Annotated in this window: 25 protein-coding genes; 14 read left to right on the forward strand and 11 right to left on the reverse strand. The window is 58.6% G+C overall.

Going from position 1 to position 22,125, the window contains the following annotated elements; translation table 11 throughout:
• Nucleotides 1-33: 33 nt before the first annotated feature.
• Nucleotides 34-354 carry a thioredoxin gene (gene trxA, locus AC6GQJ_RS10970; RefSeq protein WP_500768118.1) on the forward strand — a complete coding sequence of 107 codons (321 nt, stop codon included), beginning with the start codon at nucleotides 34-36 and terminating at the stop codon, nucleotides 352-354.
• 51 nt (nucleotides 355-405) lie between these two features.
• On the opposite strand, the gene AC6GQJ_RS10975 is transcribed toward trxA, so the two are convergent.
• A complete protein-coding gene (locus tag AC6GQJ_RS10975; protein ID WP_500768120.1) occupies nucleotides 406-1,377 on the reverse strand; it encodes a phosphotransferase in 972 nt (323 codons plus the stop codon).
• Between the two features lie 94 nt (nucleotides 1,378-1,471).
• On the opposite strand from AC6GQJ_RS10975, the gene hslV reads away from it, so the two are divergent.
• Genes hslV through AC6GQJ_RS10995 form a run of 4 tightly spaced genes read left to right on the forward strand, consistent with a single transcriptional unit; the run spans nucleotide 1,472 to nucleotide 5,740 of the window.
• Nucleotides 1,472-2,038: an ATP-dependent protease subunit HslV gene (hslV, locus tag AC6GQJ_RS10980; RefSeq protein WP_500768122.1), complete on the forward strand. Its 567-nt coding sequence runs from the start codon at nucleotides 1,472-1,474 to the stop codon at nucleotides 2,036-2,038.
• Complete coding sequence (gene hslU, locus AC6GQJ_RS10985) at nucleotides 2,035-3,342, forward strand: ATP-dependent protease ATPase subunit HslU (RefSeq protein ID WP_500768124.1); 1,308 nt, start codon at nucleotides 2,035-2,037, stop codon at nucleotides 3,340-3,342. Before hslV ends, hslU begins: the two co-directional genes overlap by 4 nt.
• 53 nt (nucleotides 3,343-3,395) lie before the next feature.
• The gene (locus tag AC6GQJ_RS10990; protein WP_500768126.1) at nucleotides 3,396-4,496 is read left to right on the forward strand and encodes an alpha/beta hydrolase; all 1,101 of its coding nucleotides are present in this window, start codon (nucleotides 3,396-3,398) and stop codon (nucleotides 4,494-4,496) included.
• Nucleotides 4,496-5,740: an MFS transporter gene (locus tag AC6GQJ_RS10995; protein WP_500768128.1), complete on the forward strand. Its 1,245-nt coding sequence runs from the start codon at nucleotides 4,496-4,498 to the stop codon at nucleotides 5,738-5,740. Before AC6GQJ_RS10990 ends, AC6GQJ_RS10995 begins: the two co-directional genes overlap by 1 nt.
• Here the strand turns inward: AC6GQJ_RS10995 and AC6GQJ_RS11000 are convergent.
• Genes AC6GQJ_RS11000 through AC6GQJ_RS11010 form a run of 3 tightly spaced genes read right to left on the reverse strand, consistent with a single transcriptional unit; the run spans nucleotide 5,723 to nucleotide 7,991 of the window.
• On the reverse strand, nucleotides 5,723-6,313 hold the full coding sequence (locus AC6GQJ_RS11000; protein ID WP_500768130.1) for a Smr/MutS family protein: 591 nt from the start codon (nucleotides 6,311-6,313) through the stop codon (nucleotides 5,723-5,725). The genes AC6GQJ_RS10995 and AC6GQJ_RS11000 overlap by 18 nt on opposite strands.
• Nucleotides 6,310-7,299: a murein transglycosylase A gene (gene mltA / locus AC6GQJ_RS11005; protein WP_500768132.1), complete on the reverse strand. Its 990-nt coding sequence runs from the start codon at nucleotides 7,297-7,299 to the stop codon at nucleotides 6,310-6,312. Before mltA ends, AC6GQJ_RS11000 begins: the two co-directional genes overlap by 4 nt.
• Nucleotides 7,300-7,340: 41 nt before the next feature.
• Entirely contained in the window at nucleotides 7,341-7,991 is a 651-nt protein-coding gene (locus tag AC6GQJ_RS11010) for a Tim44/TimA family putative adaptor protein (RefSeq protein ID WP_500768134.1), read from the reverse strand.
• A 115-nt stretch (nucleotides 7,992-8,106) separates the two neighbouring features.
• Between AC6GQJ_RS11010 and AC6GQJ_RS11015 the strand changes: the two genes are divergently transcribed.
• Nucleotides 8,107-8,586, forward strand: coding sequence for an FxsA family protein (locus AC6GQJ_RS11015; protein WP_500768136.1), 480 nt, complete (start codon nucleotides 8,107-8,109; stop codon nucleotides 8,584-8,586).
• A 58-nt stretch (nucleotides 8,587-8,644) separates the two neighbouring features.
• Complete coding sequence (secB, locus tag AC6GQJ_RS11020) at nucleotides 8,645-9,124, forward strand: protein-export chaperone SecB (protein WP_500768138.1); 480 nt, start codon at nucleotides 8,645-8,647, stop codon at nucleotides 9,122-9,124.
• Nucleotides 9,125-9,176: 52 nt separating this feature from the next.
• Here the strand turns inward: secB and dnaQ are convergent, their stop codons facing one another.
• From dnaQ to AC6GQJ_RS11040, 4 genes are read right to left on the reverse strand one after another with little or no spacing between them, the layout of a single operon-like run.
• On the reverse strand, nucleotides 9,177-9,866 hold the full coding sequence (gene dnaQ / locus AC6GQJ_RS11025; RefSeq protein WP_500768140.1) for a DNA polymerase III subunit epsilon: 690 nt from the start codon (nucleotides 9,864-9,866) through the stop codon (nucleotides 9,177-9,179).
• Nucleotides 9,859-10,452 (reverse strand): dephospho-CoA kinase, encoded by a 594-nt coding sequence (gene coaE, locus AC6GQJ_RS11030; protein ID WP_500768142.1) that lies wholly within the window; start codon nucleotides 10,450-10,452, stop codon nucleotides 9,859-9,861. The genes dnaQ and coaE overlap by 8 nt, the downstream gene beginning before the upstream one ends.
• Complete coding sequence (locus AC6GQJ_RS11035) at nucleotides 10,449-11,279, reverse strand: shikimate dehydrogenase (protein WP_500768144.1); 831 nt, start codon at nucleotides 11,277-11,279, stop codon at nucleotides 10,449-10,451. The genes coaE and AC6GQJ_RS11035 overlap by 4 nt, the downstream gene beginning before the upstream one ends.
• A 14-nt stretch (nucleotides 11,280-11,293) precedes the next feature.
• Nucleotides 11,294-11,893 carry a Maf family protein gene (locus tag AC6GQJ_RS11040; protein WP_500768146.1) on the reverse strand — a complete coding sequence of 200 codons (600 nt, stop codon included), beginning with the start codon at nucleotides 11,891-11,893 and terminating at the stop codon, nucleotides 11,294-11,296.
• Nucleotides 11,894-12,301: 408 nt separating this feature from the next.
• On the opposite strand from AC6GQJ_RS11040, the gene AC6GQJ_RS11045 reads away from it, so the two are divergent.
• From AC6GQJ_RS11045 to AC6GQJ_RS11075, 7 genes are all read left to right on the forward strand, one after another.
• Nucleotides 12,302-12,751, forward strand: a complete 450-nt coding sequence (locus AC6GQJ_RS11045; RefSeq protein ID WP_500768148.1) for a CopD family protein — start codon at nucleotides 12,302-12,304, stop codon at nucleotides 12,749-12,751.
• A gap of 124 nt (nucleotides 12,752-12,875) precedes the next feature.
• Complete coding sequence (gene rho, locus AC6GQJ_RS11050) at nucleotides 12,876-14,147, forward strand: transcription termination factor Rho (protein WP_500768150.1); 1,272 nt, start codon at nucleotides 12,876-12,878, stop codon at nucleotides 14,145-14,147.
• A gap of 22 nt (nucleotides 14,148-14,169) precedes the next feature.
• Entirely contained in the window at nucleotides 14,170-15,453 is a 1,284-nt protein-coding gene (mnmE, locus tag AC6GQJ_RS11055; protein ID WP_500768152.1) for a tRNA uridine-5-carboxymethylaminomethyl(34) synthesis GTPase MnmE, read from the forward strand.
• Nucleotides 15,454-15,457: 4 nt separating this feature from the next.
• Nucleotides 15,458-17,326 carry a tRNA uridine-5-carboxymethylaminomethyl(34) synthesis enzyme MnmG gene (gene mnmG / locus AC6GQJ_RS11060; RefSeq protein WP_500768154.1) on the forward strand — a complete coding sequence of 623 codons (1,869 nt, stop codon included), beginning with the start codon at nucleotides 15,458-15,460 and terminating at the stop codon, nucleotides 17,324-17,326.
• Nucleotides 17,326-17,934 (forward strand): 16S rRNA (guanine(527)-N(7))-methyltransferase RsmG, encoded by a 609-nt coding sequence (gene rsmG / locus AC6GQJ_RS11065; protein ID WP_500768156.1) that lies wholly within the window; start codon nucleotides 17,326-17,328, stop codon nucleotides 17,932-17,934. Before mnmG ends, rsmG begins: the two co-directional genes overlap by 1 nt.
• Nucleotides 17,927-18,736, forward strand: a complete 810-nt coding sequence (locus tag AC6GQJ_RS11070) for a ParA family protein (protein ID WP_500768158.1) — start codon at nucleotides 17,927-17,929, stop codon at nucleotides 18,734-18,736. The genes rsmG and AC6GQJ_RS11070 overlap by 8 nt, the downstream gene beginning before the upstream one ends.
• Nucleotides 18,737-18,739: 3 nt before the next feature.
• The gene (locus tag AC6GQJ_RS11075; RefSeq protein ID WP_500768160.1) at nucleotides 18,740-19,627 is read left to right on the forward strand and encodes a ParB/RepB/Spo0J family partition protein; all 888 of its coding nucleotides are present in this window, start codon (nucleotides 18,740-18,742) and stop codon (nucleotides 19,625-19,627) included.
• On the opposite strand, the gene hemW is transcribed toward AC6GQJ_RS11075, so the two are convergent.
• From hemW to rph, 3 genes are read right to left on the reverse strand one after another with little or no spacing between them, the layout of a single operon-like run.
• Nucleotides 19,624-20,769, reverse strand: coding sequence for a radical SAM family heme chaperone HemW (hemW, locus tag AC6GQJ_RS11080; RefSeq protein WP_500768162.1), 1,146 nt, complete (start codon nucleotides 20,767-20,769; stop codon nucleotides 19,624-19,626). The genes AC6GQJ_RS11075 and hemW overlap by 4 nt on opposite strands.
• Nucleotides 20,762-21,373, reverse strand: a complete 612-nt coding sequence (rdgB, locus tag AC6GQJ_RS11085) for an RdgB/HAM1 family non-canonical purine NTP pyrophosphatase (RefSeq protein WP_500768164.1) — start codon at nucleotides 21,371-21,373, stop codon at nucleotides 20,762-20,764. Before rdgB ends, hemW begins: the two co-directional genes overlap by 8 nt.
• Entirely contained in the window at nucleotides 21,370-22,083 is a 714-nt protein-coding gene (gene rph / locus AC6GQJ_RS11090; protein WP_500768166.1) for a ribonuclease PH, read from the reverse strand. Before rph ends, rdgB begins: the two co-directional genes overlap by 4 nt.
• Nucleotides 22,084-22,125: the final 42 nt, after the last annotated feature.

Raw genomic sequence — 22,125 nt, forward strand, 5'->3', positions numbered from 1 at the left:
GCCTTAAAATAGATCCTGTCTAGGAGACACAAAATGGCGACCACAGCCGTAACCGACGCAACATTTGACGCCGAAGTCAAAAACTCCGATCTGCCCGTCGTGGTAGATTTCTGGGCCGAATGGTGCGGCCCCTGTAAACAGATCGGCCCAGCGCTCGAAGAGTTGTCTGCCGAGATGGAAGGCAAAGTCAAAATCGTCAAAGTCGACGTAGACTCCAACCCGAACTCCCCCGCCCAGATGGGTGTGCGCGGCATTCCTGCGCTGTTCATCTTCAAAAACGGCGAAGTTGTTTCGAACATGGCAGGCGCAAAACCAAAGGCCGCTCTGCAAAGCTGGATCGAAGAATCCATCTAAGCGCGACCATGTTGTGAAGTTCAGAACGGCCTCCGCTTGCGGGGGCCGTTTTTATGTCAGGCCAAAGCCCGTGCGCGCCAGATCGGCGATCCGGTCCATACGCGCAACCTGCCGCCAACTGCGCCGCGCAGGGTCCGGCGGGATCAGCCGCCAGTCGTTCAGCAGTTGCACGAACGGCACGAACCTGACGGACGGGTCATCGCGCCCCACCTGATCATACCCGTCAAAGAACGCATCAAGCGTGTCGTCAGACAGCAAAGCGCCGGTCTGAGCCGCGCCTTCCGGCTGGAACAGTTCGGCGTAATCCATCAGCAGCCGCGCAATATCGAACCCGACAGGCGCACTGCTAACAGGTTTGAAATCCAGCCCCGTCGCCCCGTCCGGCCCCAGCAGAATGTTGCGCAGGTTGAAATCCCCGTGCTTGGTCGCGGAAACGGTCTGCTGCTGCATCATCCCTTCGGCGATGACGGGGATTTTGGCACAACAGGCGGTGAACAGATCGGGTTGCGCGATGTGCAGCTTTCCGGCCGCCACCTCATCCGCCATGCGTGCCACGTGACCGACCATGTATTTCGGCTGATAGGTGCGTGTTTCCGTCGGGCCGGATGCGTGAAAACGGGCCAGCCACCTGCCCGTCCGGCGTAGCATTTGCGCATGGGGACGCCCCGCGCTCAGGTGATCGTTCAGTGTTTTGCCAGACGCCTCGGCCATCACGACGATGCGACCGTCATCTGCGGTGTACAGAACCTCGGGCGCGTGGGCCTTGGGATTGTCCGCCAGTTGCGCATACGCCGCCGCTTGGGCCGCCACCGCCTCGGCAAGCCCCGCATCATCCGGTGCGCGAAACACCCGTTTCAGGATCAGCGTGCGCACGCCCCTAAGGCGCACAACGATATGGCTGCGCTGTGCGTCGTCCTTTTGCCAGATGATGCGTGCCTTGAACGCGGCAGGGTCAAATCCCAGCGTCGGCGCAATCTGTGCCCATTCGCCAAGGGCGCGGTCCAGCCGCGGATCGGAACCCATAATTTTCATACCCATACCCAAGCACATGCGCCCGCCGGATTGAAGACACCAGCGATAGGTCTCATATAGACCGCAACGGACAAGGAGACATCACATGGCCAATTCCGAATTTCCCGGCTGGCACGGGACAACCATTATCGGCGTCAAAAAGGGCGGCGAGGTTGTGATTGCCGGTGACGGGCAGGTCTCGTTGGGCCAGACCGTGATCAAGGGCACCGCCCGCAAGGTGCGCCGCCTTAGCCCTGGCGGCTTTGACGTGGTGGCGGGCTTTGCCGGATCGACTGCGGATGCGTTCACCCTGCTTGAACGGCTTGAGGCCAAGCTCGAGGCGACCCCGGGACAGTTGGCGCGGGCAAGCGTTGAACTGGCTAAAGACTGGCGCACCGACAAATACCTGCAAAAGCTTGAGGCGATGCTGATCGTCACCGACGGGACCGACATGTTTGTCATCACCGGCGCGGGTGACGTTCTGGAACCCGAACATAACGTGGCTGCCATCGGGTCGGGGGGCAACTTTGCCCTTGCCGCCGCACGCGGTCTTATCGATAGCGACCGGAATGCCGAAGCGGTGGCGCGGGACGCGATGGCCATTGCCTCGGACATCTGCGTGTACACCAACGGCAATCTGACCGTGGAAACGATCAAAGGAAAAGCTCAATGACCGATCTGACGCCACGCGAAATCGTCTCGGAACTCGACCGGTTCATCATCGGGCAGGCGGACGCGAAACGCGCCGTTGCCGTGGCGCTGCGCAACCGCTGGCGGCGCAAGCAGCTGGGCGATGACCTGCGCGACGAGGTCTATCCCAAGAACATCCTGATGATCGGCCCCACCGGCGTCGGCAAGACCGAGATCAGCCGCCGCTTGGCCAAGCTGGCGCGCGCGCCGTTTTTGAAGGTCGAAGCGACCAAGTTTACCGAGGTCGGCTATGTCGGGCGCGACGTGGAACAGATCATCCGCGATCTGGTCGATGCCTCGATCGCGCAAACCCGCGAGTTGATGCGCGAAGACGTGAAGGCCAAGGCCGAACATGCCGCCGAAGAACGCGTAATCACCGCGATTGCCGGCACCGATGCGCGCGACGGCACACGAGAGATGTTCCGCAAGAAACTGCGCAGCGGCGAACTCGACAACACCGAGATCGAACTGGATCTGGCCGACACGTCGAACCCGTTCCCGATGATGGATATCCCCGGCCAGCCCGGTGGCGGCGCTGGCATGATGAACCTTGGCGACCTGTTCGGCAAAGCCATGGGTGGGCGCACCACGCGCAAGAAACTGACTGTCGCGGCCAGCTATGACGTGCTGATCGGCGAAGAGGCAGACAAGCTGCTGGACGATGAAAAGGTGACCAAGGCCGCGCTTGAGGCGGTACAAGAAAACGGCATCGTCTTTCTGGACGAGATCGACAAGGTCTGCGACCGTTCGGACGCGCGCGGCGCCGATGTCAGCCGCGAAGGGGTACAGCGCGATTTGCTGCCCCTGATCGAAGGCACCACCGTCAGTACCAAGCATGGGCCTGTCAAAACCGATCATATCCTGTTCATCGCGTCGGGCGCGTTCCACATCGCCAAACCGTCGGACCTGCTGCCCGAACTGCAAGGGCGGTTGCCGATCCGCGTCGAATTGCGCCCCCTGACCGAAGACGACTTTGTCCGCATCCTTGAGGAAACGGATAACGCGCTGACGCTGCAATACTCGGCGTTGATGGCGACCGAAAAGGTCACCGTGACCTTTGAACCCGAAGGCATCCGCGCCTTGGCCCGTATCGCCGCCGAGGTGAACCAGTCGGTCGAAAACATCGGCGCGCGGCGGCTTTATACGGTGATGGAGCGTGTATTCGAAGAGTTGTCCTTTACCGCGCCGGACCGTGGTGGCGAGGAAATTACAGTCGATGCCGCCTTTGTAGAGACGCATTTGGGTGAACTTTCACGTTCCACCGACCTCAGCCGTTATGTGCTGTAGTCGGCGCGCGCGTTCTCCGTTAAAACGCAGGTAGTTTTGAACGGAGAACGCTTATGCGGTGGGTCACACTTGCGCTGATATTCGTGACGGCCGCGTGCAGCGACCGCACCGCTGCGCCCATCGTGCCAGAGGCGCTGGATTACGGGCTGAATAAGAAAGTCTTCATTGGCACGACCCGCGGCATCAACGATGCGGGCGAATTCGGCATCGAACGGTCCACAACGCTGCGCCTGCTGGAGGCGACTGTGTCCATCCCGCCGGATCGGGAACTGGGCACTGTCTCGGACGGCTATGACAAGCCGCGCCCCGACCGCGATTTCGCCATCGCCGCGATGACCCAGTTCGACACACCCTCAGGGTTTTCGCGCAATCTGCAAAAGGAAATCAGCGCACGCGGGTCCGAGCGCAAGGAAGTCACCGTGTTCGTGCACGGGTTCAACAACAGCTTTGCGGATTCCGCCTTTCGCATGGCGCAACTGGCCAATGACCTCGAACTTCCGGGCGCGCATGTCAGCTATTCCTGGCCCAGCCGCGCCAATGCGTTGGGCTATGAATATGACCGCGACAGCGCCCTGTTTGCCCGCGACGGCCTTGCGGCCCTGCTGGAAACAGTCCGCTCTGCCGGTCAGCCGAACATCATCGTGGTGGCGCATTCCATGGGCAGCGCGCTGGTGATGGAGACCTTTCGCCAGCTTGAAATCGCCCGTCCGGGATGGGTGGGAGACAACATTCGCGGCGTGATCCTGATGTCGCCCGATCTGAATGTCGACGTGTTCCGCAGCCAGATCAGCCGGATCAAGAAGATGCCCGATCCGTTTGTGGTGATCGTGTCGCGCAAGGATGCGGTACTGCGCATTTCCTCGCGGTTGCGGGGCCAGAAGACGCAGCTTGGTAATATCTCGAACGTAAGCGAAGTGTCCGACCTGCCGATCACCATTGTCGATGTCAGCGAGTTCTCGGACCGCAAATCGGGCAACCACTTTGTCGCTGGTGGATCGCCCGCCTTGATCCAGTTGATGCGGCGGTCTGCCGATCTGAACCTTGAGTTCATGAAAGGGCGGAATGGTACCTCTCTTGTCATACCGGGGCAGCGGCGTATTACCGTCCCGTCAAACGGAAAGCGCCCCGTGCGCGTGTCCGGAGGGGACCGATAGTGACCGCACTGGCGCAGCGTCACGGGCTTTGGGCGTTTCTGAACGATAACAAGAACTGGCTGTCGGCGGGCGCACTTTTGTCGCTGCTGTCCTCGTTCGGGCAAACCTACTTTATCTCGATCTTTGCGTCGGAAATCCGGTTGGATTTCGGGCTAAGCCATGGTGCGTGGGGCGGTATCTATTCGCTGGGCACGACGGCATCGGCGGCCACCATGATCTGGGCGGGTGGGCTGACGGACACAATGCGTGCGCGCCGCTTGGGGGTCATCGTGCTGGCGCTGTTGGCAACGGCGTGCATTGCCATGGCGATCAATCCTTATGTCGTACTGCTGCCTGTGGTGATCTTTGCCTTGCGGCTGACGGGGCAGGGGATGTGCAGCCACATCGCCGTGGTGTCGATGGCGCGCTGGTTCGTGGCGACGCGGGGGCGTGCGCTGTCCATCGCATCGCTCGGCTTTGCCGCGGGTGAGGCGCTGTTGCCGCTGATCTTTGTGTCGCTGATGACCCTGTTCCACTGGCGGTCCCTGTGGGTGGTGGCGGCTTTGATTGCGATCTGCGGTATTCCGATCATTCTGCTGTTGCTGCAACGCGAACGCACGCCGCAATCCATGGCCGACGAAAACCAGAGCTTTGGTATGAATACCGCGCATTGGACGCGGCGCGGGGCGCTGCGCCATCCGCTGTTCTGGTTCATGGTGCCTGCGTTGCTGGGGCCGTCGGCGTTCAACACCGCCTTTTTCTTCCATCAGGTCTATTTCGCCGAGCTGAAGGGTTGGACCCACCTGTCACTGGTCGCACTATTCCCGCTTTATACAGCCGTTGCCATTGGGGCGATGGTAGCCTCTGGCATTGCGCTGGACCGGTTCGGCACGGCACGGCTGATCCCGCTGTATCAACTACCGTTGGTTATCGCCTTTCTGATCTTTGCCGCGTCGCAATCGCTTGTGCATGCCGCGATCGGGTTCTTCTTCTTTGCCCTGACCACGGGGGCGAATTCGACCCTGCCGAATGCGTTCTGGGCAGAGTTCTATGGCACACGGCATATTGGGTCCATCAAGGCGATGGTCGCGGCGGTCATGGTACTCGGCTCCGCCATCGGGCCAGGGATTACGGGGGTTCTGATTGATTTGCAGATCGGTCTGATGACGCAATATGTCGGGATTTCGATCTATTTTCTGGCCGCGAGCCTGTGCATGTGGATCGGCGTGCGGAAATACCGGACGGACCTAGCGGCCTCTGCGTAGATAGACGTAATAGGCGCCGCCCCCGCCATGGCGCAGATGCGCCTGACTGACCTGCAAAATGGCCGAGGACAACGGCGGCATCGACAGCCATTGCGGCACCTGATGGCGCAAAACACCGTGGCGCACAGGGATCGGGCCGCCATCGTCGCGTTGCTTGCCCTTGCCCGTCACCACCAGAACAAGCCGTTTGCCGTGGGATTGCGCGTTCAGGATAAAACGGGTCAGGGCAGGGTGCGCGCGGTCCAGCGTCATGCCGTGCAGGTCCAGCTTCCCCTCGGGGCGCAGCTTGCCGCGCTTCATCTGGTCAAAGGCCTTGCGGTCCATTTGCACCGGCTGGCTGCGGACCTGATCAATGATCGAAGGGGTCAGATTGGCCGTGGTGGTCGGGCGCGACGGTTGCGGCACGATCTTTGTCGGTGCGCCGTCAAAAACGGCCTTTTTGCGCGGCTTGGGCGCGGGTGTTGTGACAAAGTCCTGCGGTTTCAGCTTGCGTTCGGGGTGCAACCGTTCGGCATTCGACACGACCTTGCGCCACAGTTCTTCTTCTTCGGGGCGGAGCTTGCGGCGCTTCATATCGCGCCCTCGGGCAGCAGGGCATAGGCGCGCTGGATCGGCATCAGGACAACCATCCGACCCGGATCGCGCAAACGGCCAGCGGCGCGGCCCGCCTTGTCACCGGTGCCAAAGAACACATCCGCCCGTTGCGCGCCTTTGATGGCGGACCCCGTGTCCTGCGCGACCATCAACTGACGCAGCGGTTTCTTACCGTCCTTTTCAATCCAGACCGGCGCGCCCAGCGGCACAAAGGCCGGATCAACCGCCACAGTACGCATTGTCGTGATCGACCGGTTCATCGCGCCAAGCGGGCCAAGATGTGACGGCACCTCGCTCACCTCGCGGAAAAACACGTAAGAAGGGTTGTGATAGAGCAGTTCGGCCCCCTGTTCTGGGTACCGCTTCACCCAGTTCTTGATCACCTGCGCGCTGACCTGATGGGCGGCATAGGTGCCACGGCGCACCAGTTCCTGCCCGATGGACCGGTATTCGTGGCCGTTGGATCCGGAATACCCGACGCGGATCGTGTCGCCATTCGGCAGGCTGATCCGGCCCGAACCTTGGATTTGCAGAAAGAACAGCTCGACAGGGTCATCCACCCACGCAATTTCCAACCCGCGCCCGTCCATCACGCCGCTTTCTAGGATATCGCGGCGGGTGTGCCACGGGCGGGAAACGCGCGCCTCACGCGGCATGGCATAAACGGGAAAGCGGTAGCGGGCGGATCGTGTGCGGGATCCACGCAATTCAGGTTCGAAATATCCGGTGAACAGCGCAGGCGCGCCGTCTTCGATCAGCACTGGGCGAAAGAACAACTCAAAGAACGCCTTGGCGTCCGGTATCTGGCCTGCAACGGCACAAAGCGACCGCCAATCGGGGTCGCGCATGTCGCCGCACGTGCTGCGAAACACAGACAAGGCGGCGGCATGGTCGTCTTTTTCCCACCCATCAAGGGCGGCGTAGTCCACCACGGTATAGCGCACGTCCGCGGCTGCACCACTCATCAAGAGAACCGCCGCAAGACACGCACCAACACAATGCCGGATCAAGCGTCTGTAGAAACCAGCAGCCAATTCGGGTCATCAGCCCCCATGGTTCGTGCAAAAACCCATGTGTCTTTTTGCCGTTTCGCGTCTGTCAGGCTGCCTTCGATAATGTCGCCGCCCTGATCCCGCACCGCCGAGGTGAGTTCCGCCACAAAACGGATGGTCAGTTCGGCCTCTTTGGTGGTGTCGTCCAAGGTCGCATCCACCAGCTTGAGTTCACGCACGCCGATAAATTCGGCCTCGATTGTCAGGCCCTGATCCTCGCGCGCGGCAACGCCATCAACGAATGACTCATAGATTTCTTCGGAGAGGAACGGCTGGATTTCAGCCAGATCGCCACGTTCGTAGCCCATGACAATCATTTCATAGGCCCCGCGTGCGCCTTGCAGGAAGTCCGCGACGTTAAAGGACGGCTCGATACGCTTCATGCCAGCAAGGGCTTTGGCCGCATCGCTGTCTTCGGGCACGTGATCGGTGATGTCCAGATCGGGGCCACCTTCGATCACTTCCAGATCGGGGCGGTTGCTGGCGGGCTTGGGCACTGGGGGCTGTTCAAAGCCGTCGCGCGTGCCCAGCACGTTTTTCAGTCGCAGGATCAAGAATACGGCGATGCCTGCAAGCACAAGCAACTGGATCAAAGGAGAGTTCATTCATACCTCGTTCAGCGGGGTCGGGTGGCAAGTGCCACTTCCAGTCACTATGTAGGTGACCAATGGTGGCAAGTCCACTGTACGGCCTGACAGGCCATAAGAAAGGATGTCGCACATGTGGCTGTTTTTGGCGTTTCTGATGGTGCCACTGATTGAAATCGCTCTGTTTATTCAGGTGGGCGGTGCAATCGGGCTGGGCATGACCCTGTTGATTGTCATCGTCACGGCGGTGATCGGCACCTATCTGGTGCGTGCACAGGGGGCACAGGCGCTTGGGCAGGTCAGATCGTCATTCACCGAAATGCGCAACCCGAGCGAGGCATTGGCACACGGCGCGATGATCCTGTTTTCCGGCGCGCTGCTGCTGACGCCGGGCTTTTTTACGGATGCGGTTGGATTTGCCCTGCTCGTCCCAGCAGTCCGATTGGCCGTGTTCCGTTGGGCGCGTACACGGGTCAAGGTCGCGAGTTTTACCACCCATCCGCAACAGCCGCATCAACAACAACGCTATTCCGACGTGATCGAAGGCGAATATGCCGAGGTTGATCCACCGGCAAACGATCAATCCGGCCCCTCCGGATGGACCAAGCATTGAGGCCACCGCACCAAGGTGCTACCAGACAGGAAATCCAATTGCCCTCGGGAGAATTTTGATGGCCGAAGAAAAAGCAGCCCAGCCAGTACAACCGCAAATGCGTGTGTTGGGCCAATTTGTCCGTGACATGTCATTCGAAAACATTGTTGCCCAGAAAGGTGCGTCGCCTGACGTGCAGCCCGACGTTCAGGTTCAGGTGAACCTTGATGCGAAAAAGCGCGGCGGGGACAACCAGTTTGAATCTGCCATCAAGCTGAAAATCACGTCCAAGGCCAAAGAGGGCGACACCGTCCTGTTCGTTCTGGAAATCGACTATGTCGGCCTGTTCCACATTGAAAACGTGCCAGACGAACAAATGCATCCGTTCCTGCTGATCGAATGCCCGCGCATGATCTTCCCGTTCCTGCGCCGCGTGGTCAGCGACATCACCCGCGACGGTGGCTTCCCGCCGCTGAACCTTGAAAACATCGATTTCATCTCGCTTTACCGCAATGAAATCGCGCGCCGCCAGAACGAGGCCGCGCCCGCAGACGCCTAAGTCTGACAGAAATTATGAATAAACACCCGGCGCAGCGATGCGGCGGGTGTTTTCAGTTTGGCCAAAGGCTTTTGTCGCCCAGACCCGCGACGAACTTGGCATGGGCCTGTTGTTCTGCGTCACTGATGCGCGGGGGCAGGGGGGCGGGCCGTGGCTTGGGCGTCCACGTATCCGACGGGCCGCTGGCCGAGTTGCTTTGCCGATCGTTGCCGGAAAGGCCAAAGTCAGGCTGACGCCCGCCGATCAGTTCCAGATAGACCTCGGCCAGAATTTCACTGTCCAGCAAGGCGCCGTGCAAGGTCCGCGCCCCGTTATCAATCCCGAAGCGACGGCACAGCGCATCCAGCGACGCAGGCGAACCTGGAAAGCGACGGCGCGCAATTTCCAGCGTATCAATCGCACGATCATAGGGCAATTGCGGCAGGCCCAGCCACTTCAACTCGGCATTCAGGAATTTCATGTCGAACGCAGCGTTGTGGATCACCAGCTTGGCGTCACCGACGAAATCCAGAAACTTCTGCCCGATATCCTTGAACTTGGGTTTACCACGCAGGAAATCATCACCCAGTCCATGCACCTCGAACGCCTCTTGCGGCATCGACCGTTCGGGGTCGATATATTCGTGGAACACATTGTCGGTCGGCATATGACGGATCAGCTCAATCGCACCGATTTCAACGATGCGGTCCCCGCTTTGCGGGTCAAAACCTGTGGTTTCGGTATCAAGGACGATTTCACGCATGTGCGATCCGTTTTTTGATCTGTTCGACAATATGATGAACCTGCGCGCGGGCGTGTTCAACCGTATCGGTGTGGATAACAAAATCGGCTTTGTCACATTTTTCTGCGCTTGGCATCTGCTTGGCCTTGATGGTCAGGAACTGGTCCTTGGTCATCGTGCCGCGATCCAGAACGCGGGCCTGCTGCACCTCGTCGGGCACGTGAACCACCGCAGTCGCATCCATGGAGCGGTCGCCGCCGGTTTCAAACAGCAAGGGGATGTCGAACACCAGAATATCCGCCGTGGCGCTGTCGATAAACGCCGCGCGGTCCTGCGCCACCAGCGGATGCACTATCTGTTCGATGCGCCCAAGGGCCGTAGAGTCCGCCGATATCACGTCGCGCAGGGCACTGCGGCTGACTTCGCCATCGCGCACGGCATCAGGAAAGGCGGCCTGCATCGGGGCAACTGCCGCGCCGCCGACACCATACAGCCGGTGCACCGCCGCATCTGCATCCCACAGCGCGCAGCCGAGATCGACAAACATCTGTGCGGTTGTCGATTTGCCCATCCCGATGGAACCGGTCAGGCCCAGCTTAAAGCTCATCTGAGGGCCGCAGCCCGTGTCGCGCTGTCCACGGCGGGGCGTTCACCGAACCAACGTTCGAAGGCGGGCACCGCCTGATGCAGCAACATTCCCAAACCGTCGACCGTCGCGCATCCCGCCGCTTCGGCAGCGGCCAGCAGATCAGTCTTGAGAGGGGCATAGACCAGATCGGTCACAATCGACCCGCTGCGCAACCCGTCTAATGGCACGCGCAACGCAGGCTTTCCGATCATGCCAAGGGATGTGGTGTTCACGACCAGATGCGCCTCGTCCAGCATATTGCCGGCTTGCACCCAATCCACGACGCTAAGCCGGTTGCCGAAATCTTCGGCCAGTTTTTCGGCGCGTACCCGCGTGCGGTTGGACAGCAATATCTCCGGCACGCCCGCATCCAGAAGCGACGCAATCACCGCACGGGCCGCACCGCCCGCACCCAGCACCGCCGCCGGTCCGGCAGAGGGTTTCCACTGCGGCGCGCCTGCTTTGAGGTTTTCGATAAAGCCGTATCCATCCGTATTGTCGGCGTGAATTTTGCCATCCTTGCGGAAGATCAGCGTATTCGCTGCCCCGATCAGCGTGGCGCGGTCGGTGACCAGATCAGCGATCTCTAACGCGGCCTCTTTGTGCGGGATGGTGATGTTCACACCGACGAACCCCGCCTTGGGCAAGGTTCGCAGAACCTCGCGCAGATCCTGCGGGGCCACGTCCATCGGAACATAGTCGCCCGCCAGCCCATAGGTCTTCAGCCAGTGTTTGTGGATCTGGGGGGATTTGGAATGCGCGATAGGAGAACCGATAACACCGGCCAGAGGTATTTTTGCAGTCATAGTTATATCGCCCGCTATCCTTCGATGTCGCCGCGCAGAGTAAGGTAGGCCAACAATTCCAACAAGGGCAGGCCCAGTACGTTGAAGTAATCGCCTTCGATGCTGTGAAACAACCGCACGCCTTCGGCTTCAAGCTGATATCCGCCGACGCAGTGACGGATTTCGTCCCAGTTGCGCGCCACGTATCCCTTCAAATAGTCGTCAGACGCATCCCGCATCCGCAACCGGACCTGCCCGATATGTCGCCAGACCGGTTTGCCCTCGTAATAGATGACAGCGGCAGAAAGCAGCATATGCCGCTGGCCGCGCATCATCTGCAATTGAGCAAGCGCGTCTTCGGGGCTGATCGGTTTGGACAGGATCGTCTTGTCAAAGGCCAGAACCTGATCACAGCCGATGACCATCGCATCGGGGGACTTGTCTGACACTTTGCGCGCCTTCATCTCGGCCAGCGTATCGGCAATGTCGCGGGGCGGGGCATCTTCGGCCTGCAACGCCATCTTGATCGCGTCCTCATCGATCCGCGCCGCCGTGGTGGTAAACTCAAGACCGGCGTTGCGCAACAATTGGGCCCTGATCGAAGAGCCTGACGCAAGGATCAAAGGTGGGGGCATGTGGGTAACCTTGTGTAGAAAACGCCATGAAGCGCGTGCGTACTTATGTGAAGTGTGCCGAGAGTCGCTGCAAGTGGGAGAAGTCGCCCCGTTTCACGGTAATCCACACCGAGTCGCCCCGAGTGAACAGGGATAACCCAAATCATGTGGGCAAGGAGGTTATCCCCACATATCCACAGAACTATCCCGTTATACACAATGTCAATTTATGACTAAGTACATGTTATTATTATATTTTATATCACTGTATGCAGAGACGTGTGTAAAACAGAAGATCTTGCACACACATGGGATAAGTCCGTGTGAAACTGCGTAATCCACAGGAAAACGGTTCCCTACATAATCATCATCCTTTTCTTAATCTTATATTTATTATTAGGTGATCACCGGACTCTTGAGAGGCATGAGATGATCGATCTGCTCGCGAACCTGTACCCATGGATCAAAGCGTTCCACATCATGTCGGTGATCGCGTGGATGGCCGCGATTTTCTATCTGCCAAGGCTCTACGTCTATCACGCGGAAGAGGTCGGATTGACTGGCGAGACGCATGCGCTGTTCCAGACCATGGAATACAAGCTGCTCAGAGTGATTATGACGCCCGCTATGATAGCGACCTGGTTGTTTGGGCTGTGTCTGGTCCTGATCCCTGGTGTCGTCGACTGGAACGCCGTGTGGCCGTGGACGAAGCTGTTCGGAATTCTGGCGATGTCCGGCTTTCACGGATGGCTGTCCAAGCAGCGTAAAATCTTTGCTGCCGGTGGCGCGATCAAGACCGGACGGCAGTACCGGATGATGAACGAAGTGCCGACGCTGTTGATGGTGCTGATCGTGCTGTCCGTGGTTGTGAAATTCTGAAACCGTTGACTCGGGCGGCCCAGCCGCCTATCTGCAAAGGCGCACCCCGTCCGGGGATCGCGACAGCTTTTACAATTGAATGGATGTGCACCGCCTTTCTTGTGGCGGGCCAAGAGTATTCCCGATGACAACCGAAGTCCTTGCCCTTGCCGACCTGAAGGCACAAAGCCCCAAAGACCTTCTTGCGATGGCAGAAGAGTTGGAAATCGAAAACGCCTCGACCATGCGTAAGGGCGAGATGATGTTCCAGATCCTGCGCGAACGCGCGGACGAGGGCTGGGAAGTATACGGCGACGGCGTGCTTGAGGTTTTGCAGGACGGTTTTGGTTTCCTGCGCTCGCCCGAGGCGAACTATTTGCCGGGACCGGACGATATTTATGTATCGCCCGATATGATCCGCAAATATTCGCTGCGCACCGGCGACACGATTGACGGGATGATCAAGGCGCCTGACGACACCGAGCGTTACTTTGCCCTGACAAGTGCCACGCGCATCAACTTTGAAGACCCTGAAAAAGCGCGCCACAAGATTGCCTTTGACAACCTGACGCCGCTGTACCCGGATGAGCGTCTGACGATGGAAACCAGCGATCCCGCGACCAAGGACCGTTCGGCCCGTATCATCGACCTTGTTGCGCCAATCGGCAAAGGCCAGCGTTCCCTGATCGTTGCGCCACCGCGCACCGGTAAAACCGTGCTGCTGCAAAACATCGCGGCGAGTATCGAAAAGAATCACCCAGAGTGCTATCTGATCGTTCTTCTGATCGACGAACGTCCCGAAGAAGTCACCGATATGCAGCGTTCGGTGAAGGGCGAAGTTGTCAGCTCTACCTTCGACGAACCTGCGACACGTCACGTTGCAGTGTCAGAAATGGTGATTGAAAAAGCCAAACGTCTGGTTGAGCATAAACGAGATGTTGTTATCCTTCTCGACTCGATCACAAGACTTGGTAGAGCGTTCAACACTGTCGTGCCATCGTCGGGTAAAGTCCTGACCGGTGGTGTGGACGCGAACGCCTTGCAACGCCCCAAGCGTTTCTTTGGTGCGGCGCGGAATATCGAAGAAGGCGGTTCGCTGACCATCATCGCCACGGCGCTGATCGACACCGGCAGCCGGATGGACGAAGTCATCTTTGAAGAATTCAAAGGCACGGGTAACTCGGAAATCGTTCTGGATCGCAAGATTGCGGACAAGCGCGTATTCCCAGCCATCGACATCCTCAAGTCCGGTACGCGGAAAGAAGAGTTGCTGGTGGACAAGATCGACCTTGCCAAAACCTTTGTGCTGCGTCGTATCCTGAACCCGATGGGCACAACGGACGCGATCGAATTCCTGACTTCGAAGCTGAAGCAGACCAAGACAAACAGCGAATTCTTCGACTCCATGAACACCTAACGCCAACGCGAAGGGCCTTTGAATGGATACGATATTTGCCCTTGCCACGGCGCAGGGTCGTGCAGGTGTTGCCGTCGTTCGGATCTCTGGGCCTCGGGCGTTTGACTGCGCAATGACCCTGTGTGGGTCGTTGCCACCTGTGCGGCAGGCAGTTCTGCGTGATCTCTGTGATGCAACGGGTGAGGTTCTGGACCAAGCCTTGGTTCTTCGTTTTGCGGGTCCGCAGAGTTTCACCGGCGAAGATGTGGTGGAGTTCCACCTGCACGGCAGTATCGCCGTTGTGTCTGCCGTGCTGCGTGCCCTTGGGCAGACAAATGCGCGCATGGCCGAAGCTGGCGAATTTACGCGCCGCGCTCTCGACAACGACAAGATGGACTTGGGGCAGGTAGAGGGTCTTGGCGATCTGATTGAGGCCGAGACTGAAGGCCAGCGGCAACAAGCGCTGCGTATGATGAAAGGCGCACTTGGCCAAAAGATCGAGCGCTGGCGCGCGGACTTGATCCGCGCCGCCGCGTTGATCGAAGTGACCATTGATTTCGCGGACGAGGACGTACCGGTCGACGTAACGCCCGAAGTGATCGCCTTGCTCAGTGGGGTCCGTGAACAGGTCGAGAAAGAGCTTGCCGGCTTCGCCTCGGCAGAACGTATCCGCACCGGTTTTGAAGTTGCCATTGTGGGCGCGCCGAACGCGGGTAAGTCCACGTTACTAAATGCCCTCGCTAAACGCGATGCGGCAATCACATCCGCCCGTGCGGGCACCACCCGTGATATTATCGAAGTGCGTATGGACTTGGCAGGGCTGCCTGTGACGCTGCTTGATACCGCTGGCCTACGCGACGGTGAGGATGAGATTGAGATGGAAGGCATCCGGCGCGCGATGGAACGTGCCCGCGATGCGGACCTGCGGGTGTTTTTGAAAGAACCTGATGAAGATCTGATGATCGACACACTTTCTCAGGATATTGTCCTGCGGCCCAAGGGCGATTTAAAGTCCGATCCGAACGGTTCAGTCTCGGGTAAGACGGGGCAGGGCGTCAGCGAATTGATCTCCCGCATCTCCGCCTTTCTTGCGGAGCGGACCCAAGGTGCAGGGCTGGCCACACACGCGCGACACCGTGATGCGATGCAGTCATCCGTTGGAAAACTTGACCACGCCATTCGCTTTGTTGGCGCGGGCTCCGATCATTATGATATTGCGGCAGAAGAGATTCGTGTCGCTGTTCGGTCGCTGGAAGTTCTGGTCGGGCGTGTAGACGTTGAAAACTTGCTGGACGAAATCTTTTCCAGTTTCTGCCTCGGCAAATGATGGAGTGTTTCACGTGAAACAATTTGATGTCATCGTAATCGGCGGCGGCCACGCAGGATGTGAAGCGGCACATGCTGCAGCGCGCTGCGGTGCGACCACAGCACTGGTGACCATGAAGAAATCTGGCATCGGCGTCATGTCCTGCAATCCTGCAATCGGCGGGTTGGGGAAGGGGCACCTCGTCCGTGAAATCGACGCGCTCGACGGGGTGATGGGGCGCGTAGCTGACGCAGCGGGCATCCAGTTCCGTCTACTAAATCGTCGCAAGGGGCCCGCCGTTCAGGGCCCGCGTGCCCAATCGGATCGCGCGGTCTACCACGCCGAGATGCTGAAACTAATGGAGACGCGTCCGAACCTCGACATCATTGAGGGTGAGGTCGTCGACTTCCTTATGAAGCGCGACACCATCGCGGGCGTACTACTCGCCGATGGGTCCGAGGTTCCGTCTAAATCAGTTGTCCTTACGACCGGCACATTTTTGCGTGGTATGATCCACATTGGGGATACGTCCTACTCCGGCGGGCGGATAGGTGACAACGCATCCACCAAGCTCGCTGAGCGCATTGATCAGTTCAACCTGCCGCTCGGCCGGTTGAAAACCGGAACGCCGCCGCGACTTGATGGGCGCACCATCGCATGGGATTTGTTGGAAGAACAGCAGGGCGATGAAGATCCGGTGCTGTTCTCTTTCCTATCCAAAGCGCCCTCAATCCGGCAAGTGTCCTGCGGCATTACGCACACGAACAGCAATACCCACGAGATTATCCGCGAGAACCTAAGCCGTTCCGCGATGTATGGTGGCCATATCGAGGGGATCGGCCCACGCTACTGCCCGTCGATCGAAGATAAAGTGGTGCGTTTTGCGGATAAAGACTCGCACCAGATCTTCCTTGAGCCTGAGGGGTTGAATGACCACACGGTCTACCCGAACGGTATCTCTACCTCTCTGCCCGTTGATGTGCAGGATGCCTACATCCACTCGATCTATGGGCTGGAACAGGCTGTCATCTTGCAACCTGGCTATGCCATCGAATACGACTATGTCGACCCGCGCGCGCTAAATAGCGACTTGTGTCTTGAGACTGTTCCCGGCTTATACCTCGCTGGGCAGATCAACGGCACAACGGGCTATGAGGAAGCAGCCGCGCAAGGTTTGGTTGCGGGGCTGAACGCCGCGCGTTCGGCGCAGAACCTTGAGCCTGTGATTTTCCGGCGGGATGAAAGCTATATCGGGGTGATGATCGACGATCTGACCACCCGTGGCGTGACGGAACCTTACCGCATGTTTACCTCGCGCGCGGAATTCCGTCTGTCGCTGCGTGCCGATAACGCTGATCAGAGACTTACTCCCATCGGGATGAAAGTTGGCTGCGTTGGTAAAGAGCGGGCTACGGTCTTCTCGGAAAAGCGGGAGAGATTAGCGCAGGGGATGTCCCTTATGGGAGCGACGTCCTACACGCCGAAACAGATCAGTGCGCAGGGCATTAAGATCAACCAAGATGGCACCAAACGGACGCCGTTCCAATTGCTGGCATTTCCAGATGTCACGTTCGACGACGTGCTGCGGCTTGATCCATCGCTCGGAGACATGTCATCAGAGATCCGAGAGCAAATCTCGCGCGACGCGCTCTATGCAAACTACATCCAGCGTCAGAAGTCGGATGTGGAAAAAATGCGGCGGGATGAGGTGCACAAGATACCTGCGGCATTTGATTATCGGGAAGTTTCTGGACTGTCCGCCGAGTTAACCACAAAGCTTGAGCGTATTCGACCTACGGACCTTGCGCAGGCTGGGCGTATCGACGGTATGACGCCCGCTGCCTTGGCACTGCTGCTTGGTCGTATCCGCTATCTGGAAAAGAAGTCCGCGTGATGCAAAAGCCCTCTTGGTACACGCGCGATGTTTCACGTGAAACATTGGAGAAGCTCCGGCTATACGCGGAGCTTATTCGAAAGTGGTCGCCGAAAATCAATCTTGTATCCAAGTCCTCGCTCGAAGGGCTAGAGGATCGGCATATCTGGGATTCGGCGCAGGCTTACTTGTCCGTGGACGGAGAATGGCTGGATTTAGGTAGCGGTGGGGGCCTTCCTGGCGTGGTGGTCGCCATCCTCGCGCAAGGGGAGGGCCGTGAATTGTCCGTGACGATGGTCGAAAGTGATCAGCGAAAGTCAGCGTTTTTGAGAACATGCGCCCGCGAGTTATCAATCCCGTGCAAAGTAGTTGCTTCAAGAATTGAGCAAATACCTCCCATGCAGGTTGAGGTCGTTTCGGCCCGTGCCCTCGCGGATTTAAACGCGCTTCTGGCAATGGCAAGACCACACCTGAAAGCAAGCGGTACCTGTGTTTTCATGAAGGGCGCAACGTGGCGTGACGAAATTGAGCGCGCACAGGCTGAATGGAGGTTTAGTTACGTTGCAACCCAGAGTAAAACAAACCCAGAAGCAGCAATCCTGCACATAAAGGAAATCGAGCGTGTCTGATGTTACCCGACCTAAGGGGCCCAAAATAATCTCGGTGGCCAACCAAAAAGGTGGCGTTGGCAAGACGACAACAACGATCAACCTTGCGGCAGCTTTGGTTGAGTTGGGGTATCGCGTGCTGGTCGTTGACCTTGATCCGCAAGGCAATGCATCCACAGGCCTCGGGATCGAGATGGAAGATCGTGAATACACCACTTACGAGCTGCTGTTAGAGGATGTGGATCTGAAAGATGTCGTGCTGACCACAGACATTGAGAACCTTTGGGTAGTTCCTGCGACCGTTGATCTGAGTTCTGCCGATATTGAGCTGATTTCGAATGAAAAGCGCAGCTTTCTGTTGCACGATGCGCTGCGACAAACGCAGATGGATCAGTACAATCTTGACTATATCCTCGTTGATTGCCCGCCCTCGCTGAACCTTTTGACGGTGAATGCGATGATTGCGTCTCACTCGATTCTTGTCCCGCTGCAAAGCGAATTTTTCGCGTTGGAGGGGCTGTCTCAACTGATGCTCACCATTCGGGAAGTGCGCCAGACCGGCAACCCGAACTTGCGGATCGAAGGTGTCGTGATGACGATGCACGATACCCGTAACAAACTGTCACAGCAGGTGGAACAGGATGCGCGGGATAACCTTGGTGACTTGGTGTTCAAGACGCGGATTCCGCGCAACGTCAGGGTTAGCGAGGCGCCATCATACGCGATGCCGGTTTTGTCCTATGACAGCACTTCCAAAGGCGCGTTGGCGTACCGAGAACTGGCCAAGGAAATGGCCGCGAACAATGAACGAGTAGGGGGCTAAGCCATGGCGATGGACAAAAAACGAGGGTTGGGCCGTGGGCTGTCCGCATTGATGGCGGATGTGGCCGAAACCGAACAGCAAGCCGTGTCGCCCCGTGGGGCGGAACAGCAGGTCGCGATTGAGCGTATTCACCCGAACCCGAACCAGCCACGCAAACGGTTTGATTCCGCGCCGCTGGATGATCTGGTCGCGTCGATTAAGGAAAAGGGCGTTTTGCAGCCTTTGATCGTGCGTCCGTCCGGTGATGGTTATGAGATCGTTGCGGGCGAGCGGCGCTGGCGTGCGGCGCAACAGGCGCAGTTGCATACTTTGCCGATCATTGTCCGGGATTTTTCGGACACCGAAGTCCTCGAAGTTGCGATCATCGAGAACATTCAGCGTGCGGACCTGAACCCGATTGAAGAGGCGGCTGGCTATAAGCAGTTGATGGATCGGTTCGGGCACACGCAGGAGAAAATGGCCGAAGCGCTTGGTAAAAGCCGCAGCCATATTGCGAACCTTCTGCGTCTTCTTGGGCTGCCGGATGCGGTTCAAAAGCATCTTGCCGAAGGGACGCTGAGCACCGGACATGCGCGGGCGTTGATCACGTCGGATGATCCAGAAGGGTTGGCCAAACAGGTCATCGCCCAAGGGCTGTCTGTGCGTGCAACCGAAGCGTTGGTGAAAAGAAGTGCGGCGGGTGATCCGCCTGAACCTTCCGCAAAAGCGCGTAAATCGCCCGCGTTAGAGAAAGATGCCGACACCCGCGCGCTTGAGGCGGATCTGTCTGCGGCGACAGGTTTAAAAGTGACACTGACGCACAAGCCGGATGGGGAATCGGGTCAGGTTACGCTGTCTTACGAAAGTTTGGACCAGCTGGACGACCTGTGCCGCAAGCTGAGCGCCCCTTAGTCCGCCAAGAGGGTGCGCAGTACACCGTTCAGCAAGGTAAACCCTTGATCTGTAACGCGAATTCGCCTGTTTTCTTGTATTAGCAGGCCCATTTCGACAAGTTCGTCGATCCGATGGGGGGGCAGCGGTGTCCCCCCAAGGTTTTCGTACCGGTCGATGTCCACACCGTCCGCAACGCGCAAACCCATCATCAGCATTTCAACTGCCTGATCGCTAGGGGCGAGGGCGGTACGGACTTCGCGGTTCGTGCCTTCCAGCCAAGCGGCTGGCATGCGCTTCTGCTCAGTCGCGACGCGGCCAACGCTAGTGGTCAGTCGCCCGTGCGCGCCAGGACCGATGCCGACATAATCTCCATAACGCCAATAGATCAAATTGTGCCGAGATTCAGAGCCGTCTTTGGCATGATTAGAGACTTCGTAGCGTGGCAAGCCAAAGCCTGCACAAATGTCATTCGTAACCGCGTACATGTCGGCGGACAGGTCGTCGTCGGGCAGGCCGCGCAGTTTGCCCAGTTTGTACCGATCCCCGAACACAGTGCCGGATTCGATTGTGAGCTGGTACAGCGATACGTGATCCAACCCGAGGGACAGCGCCTGCCGCAACTCGGATTCCCAAGACGACAATGTTTGTTCCTGCCGTCCGTACATGAGGTCAAAACTGACGCGATCAAAGGTACGACGCGCGATGTCAAACGCGGCGAGGCCCTCAGCGGCAGTATGCATCCGCCCCAAACGGCGCAGATCCGTGTCGTTTAATGCTTGAATGCCCATGGACACGCGGTTCACGCCAGCAGAACGGAAGGCCGCGAATTTCTGCGCTTCGACAGAGGTCGGGTTGGCCTCAAGCGTGATTTCAAGATCGTTTGCCGTTGGCCACGTGTCAGTGATCTTGCGCATGATCGCTTCGACCGTGGTGGGCGCCATCAAACTGGGGGTGCCACCACCGAAAAAGACGGATCGCAGCACGCGCCCTTGGGTTTGCGCGCCGGCCTTTTCGATCTCGTCCAGAAAGGCGATCCGCCATGCGTCATGGTCTACGGACTGGGAAACGTGACTGTTGAAGTCGCAATAGGGACATTTTGCAGCGCAGAACGGCCAGTGCAAGTACAGGCCGAACCCGCCGTTTTCCCAATCTTCAGCCAAAGCAGCCAGCGATCAGTTTGGCAAAGCTGTCAGCGCGGTGACTGATGGCGTTTTTTTCGTCTGCGGACATCTCGGCAAAAGTGCGGTCGTGGCCAACGGGTTGGAACATCGGGTCATAACCGTGGCCCAAGGCACCCCGCACAGGCCAGACAAGCGTGCCTTCGGCTGTGCCTGCAAACACTTCGTCATGCCCGTCGGGCCACGCCAAAACCATTGTGGAACAGAACCGTGCGGTCCATGGTTGGGGCGCGTCGCGTTTGACCAGTTCGTCGTGGGTACGGTTCATGGCCATCATGAAATCCCGCCCGTTGGGCGTTTCGGCCCAATCGGCGGTATAGACGCCAGGCGCGCCATCAAGGCCATCCACCTCGATCCCTGAATCGTCGGCCAGCGCGGGCAGGCCCGTCGCCTTGGTCGCGGCATGCGCTTTGATCCGAGCGTTGCCGACAAAGGTGTTTTCCGTCTCTTCTGGCTCGGGCAGGTTCAGGGCCGCAGCCCCGACAACCTCGACCCCGAAGGGCGCGAACAGCTGTTCCATCTCTTCCAGCTTGCCCGCGTTATGGGTCGCGATCAGGATACGCTTGCCGTCGAACGCCCGTGTCATGCGCAGGCAGCCAATTGCGCAGCGGCCAGTTCGCCTGTGCCTTTTTCGGCCAGATCCATCAGCTGGTTCATCTGCCCGCGCGAGAAGGTGGAGCCTTCGGCGCTCATCTGGATTTCGATCAGTTGACCGTCGCCCATCATGATAAAGTTGCCGTCAACGCCTGCTTCGCTGTCCTCGGGGTAATCAAGGTCAAGCACGGGCTGGCCCGCATAGATACCGCAGCTGACCGCCGATACAGGAGAGATCAGCGGGTTGGTTGTCACATCGCCCGCCTTCATCAGTTTTCCAACGGCGAGGCGTAGTGCAACCCAGCCGCCGGTGATCGAGGCGCAGCGCGTGCCGCCGTCTGCTTGCAGAACGTCACAGTCGATGGTGATCTGGCGTTCGCCCAGTGCGACACGGTCGACACCGGCGCGCAGGGCGCGGCCGATCAGGCGCTGGATTTCAACGGTGCGTCCGCCTTGTTTGCCCGACGCCGCCTCTCGACGCATCCGCGTGTTGGTGGCGCGGGGCAGCATGCCGTATTCTGCCGTAACCCAGCCAAGGCCGGAGCCTTTGATAAACGGCGGAACGCGTTCTTCGATTGTTGCTGTGCACAAAACGTGCGTATCGCCCATTTTAATCAGGGCGGAGCCCTCGGCGTGTTTGGTAAAGCCTGTTTCGATTGAAACGGCGCGCATTTCGCTTAACTGTCGTCCTGACGGGCGCATAGAATTTCCTTTCGCTACTAAGCTGGGATACCGCTAGGGTCG

The sequence above is a fragment of the Tateyamaria sp. 7Alg 36 genome (assembly GCF_059882455.1).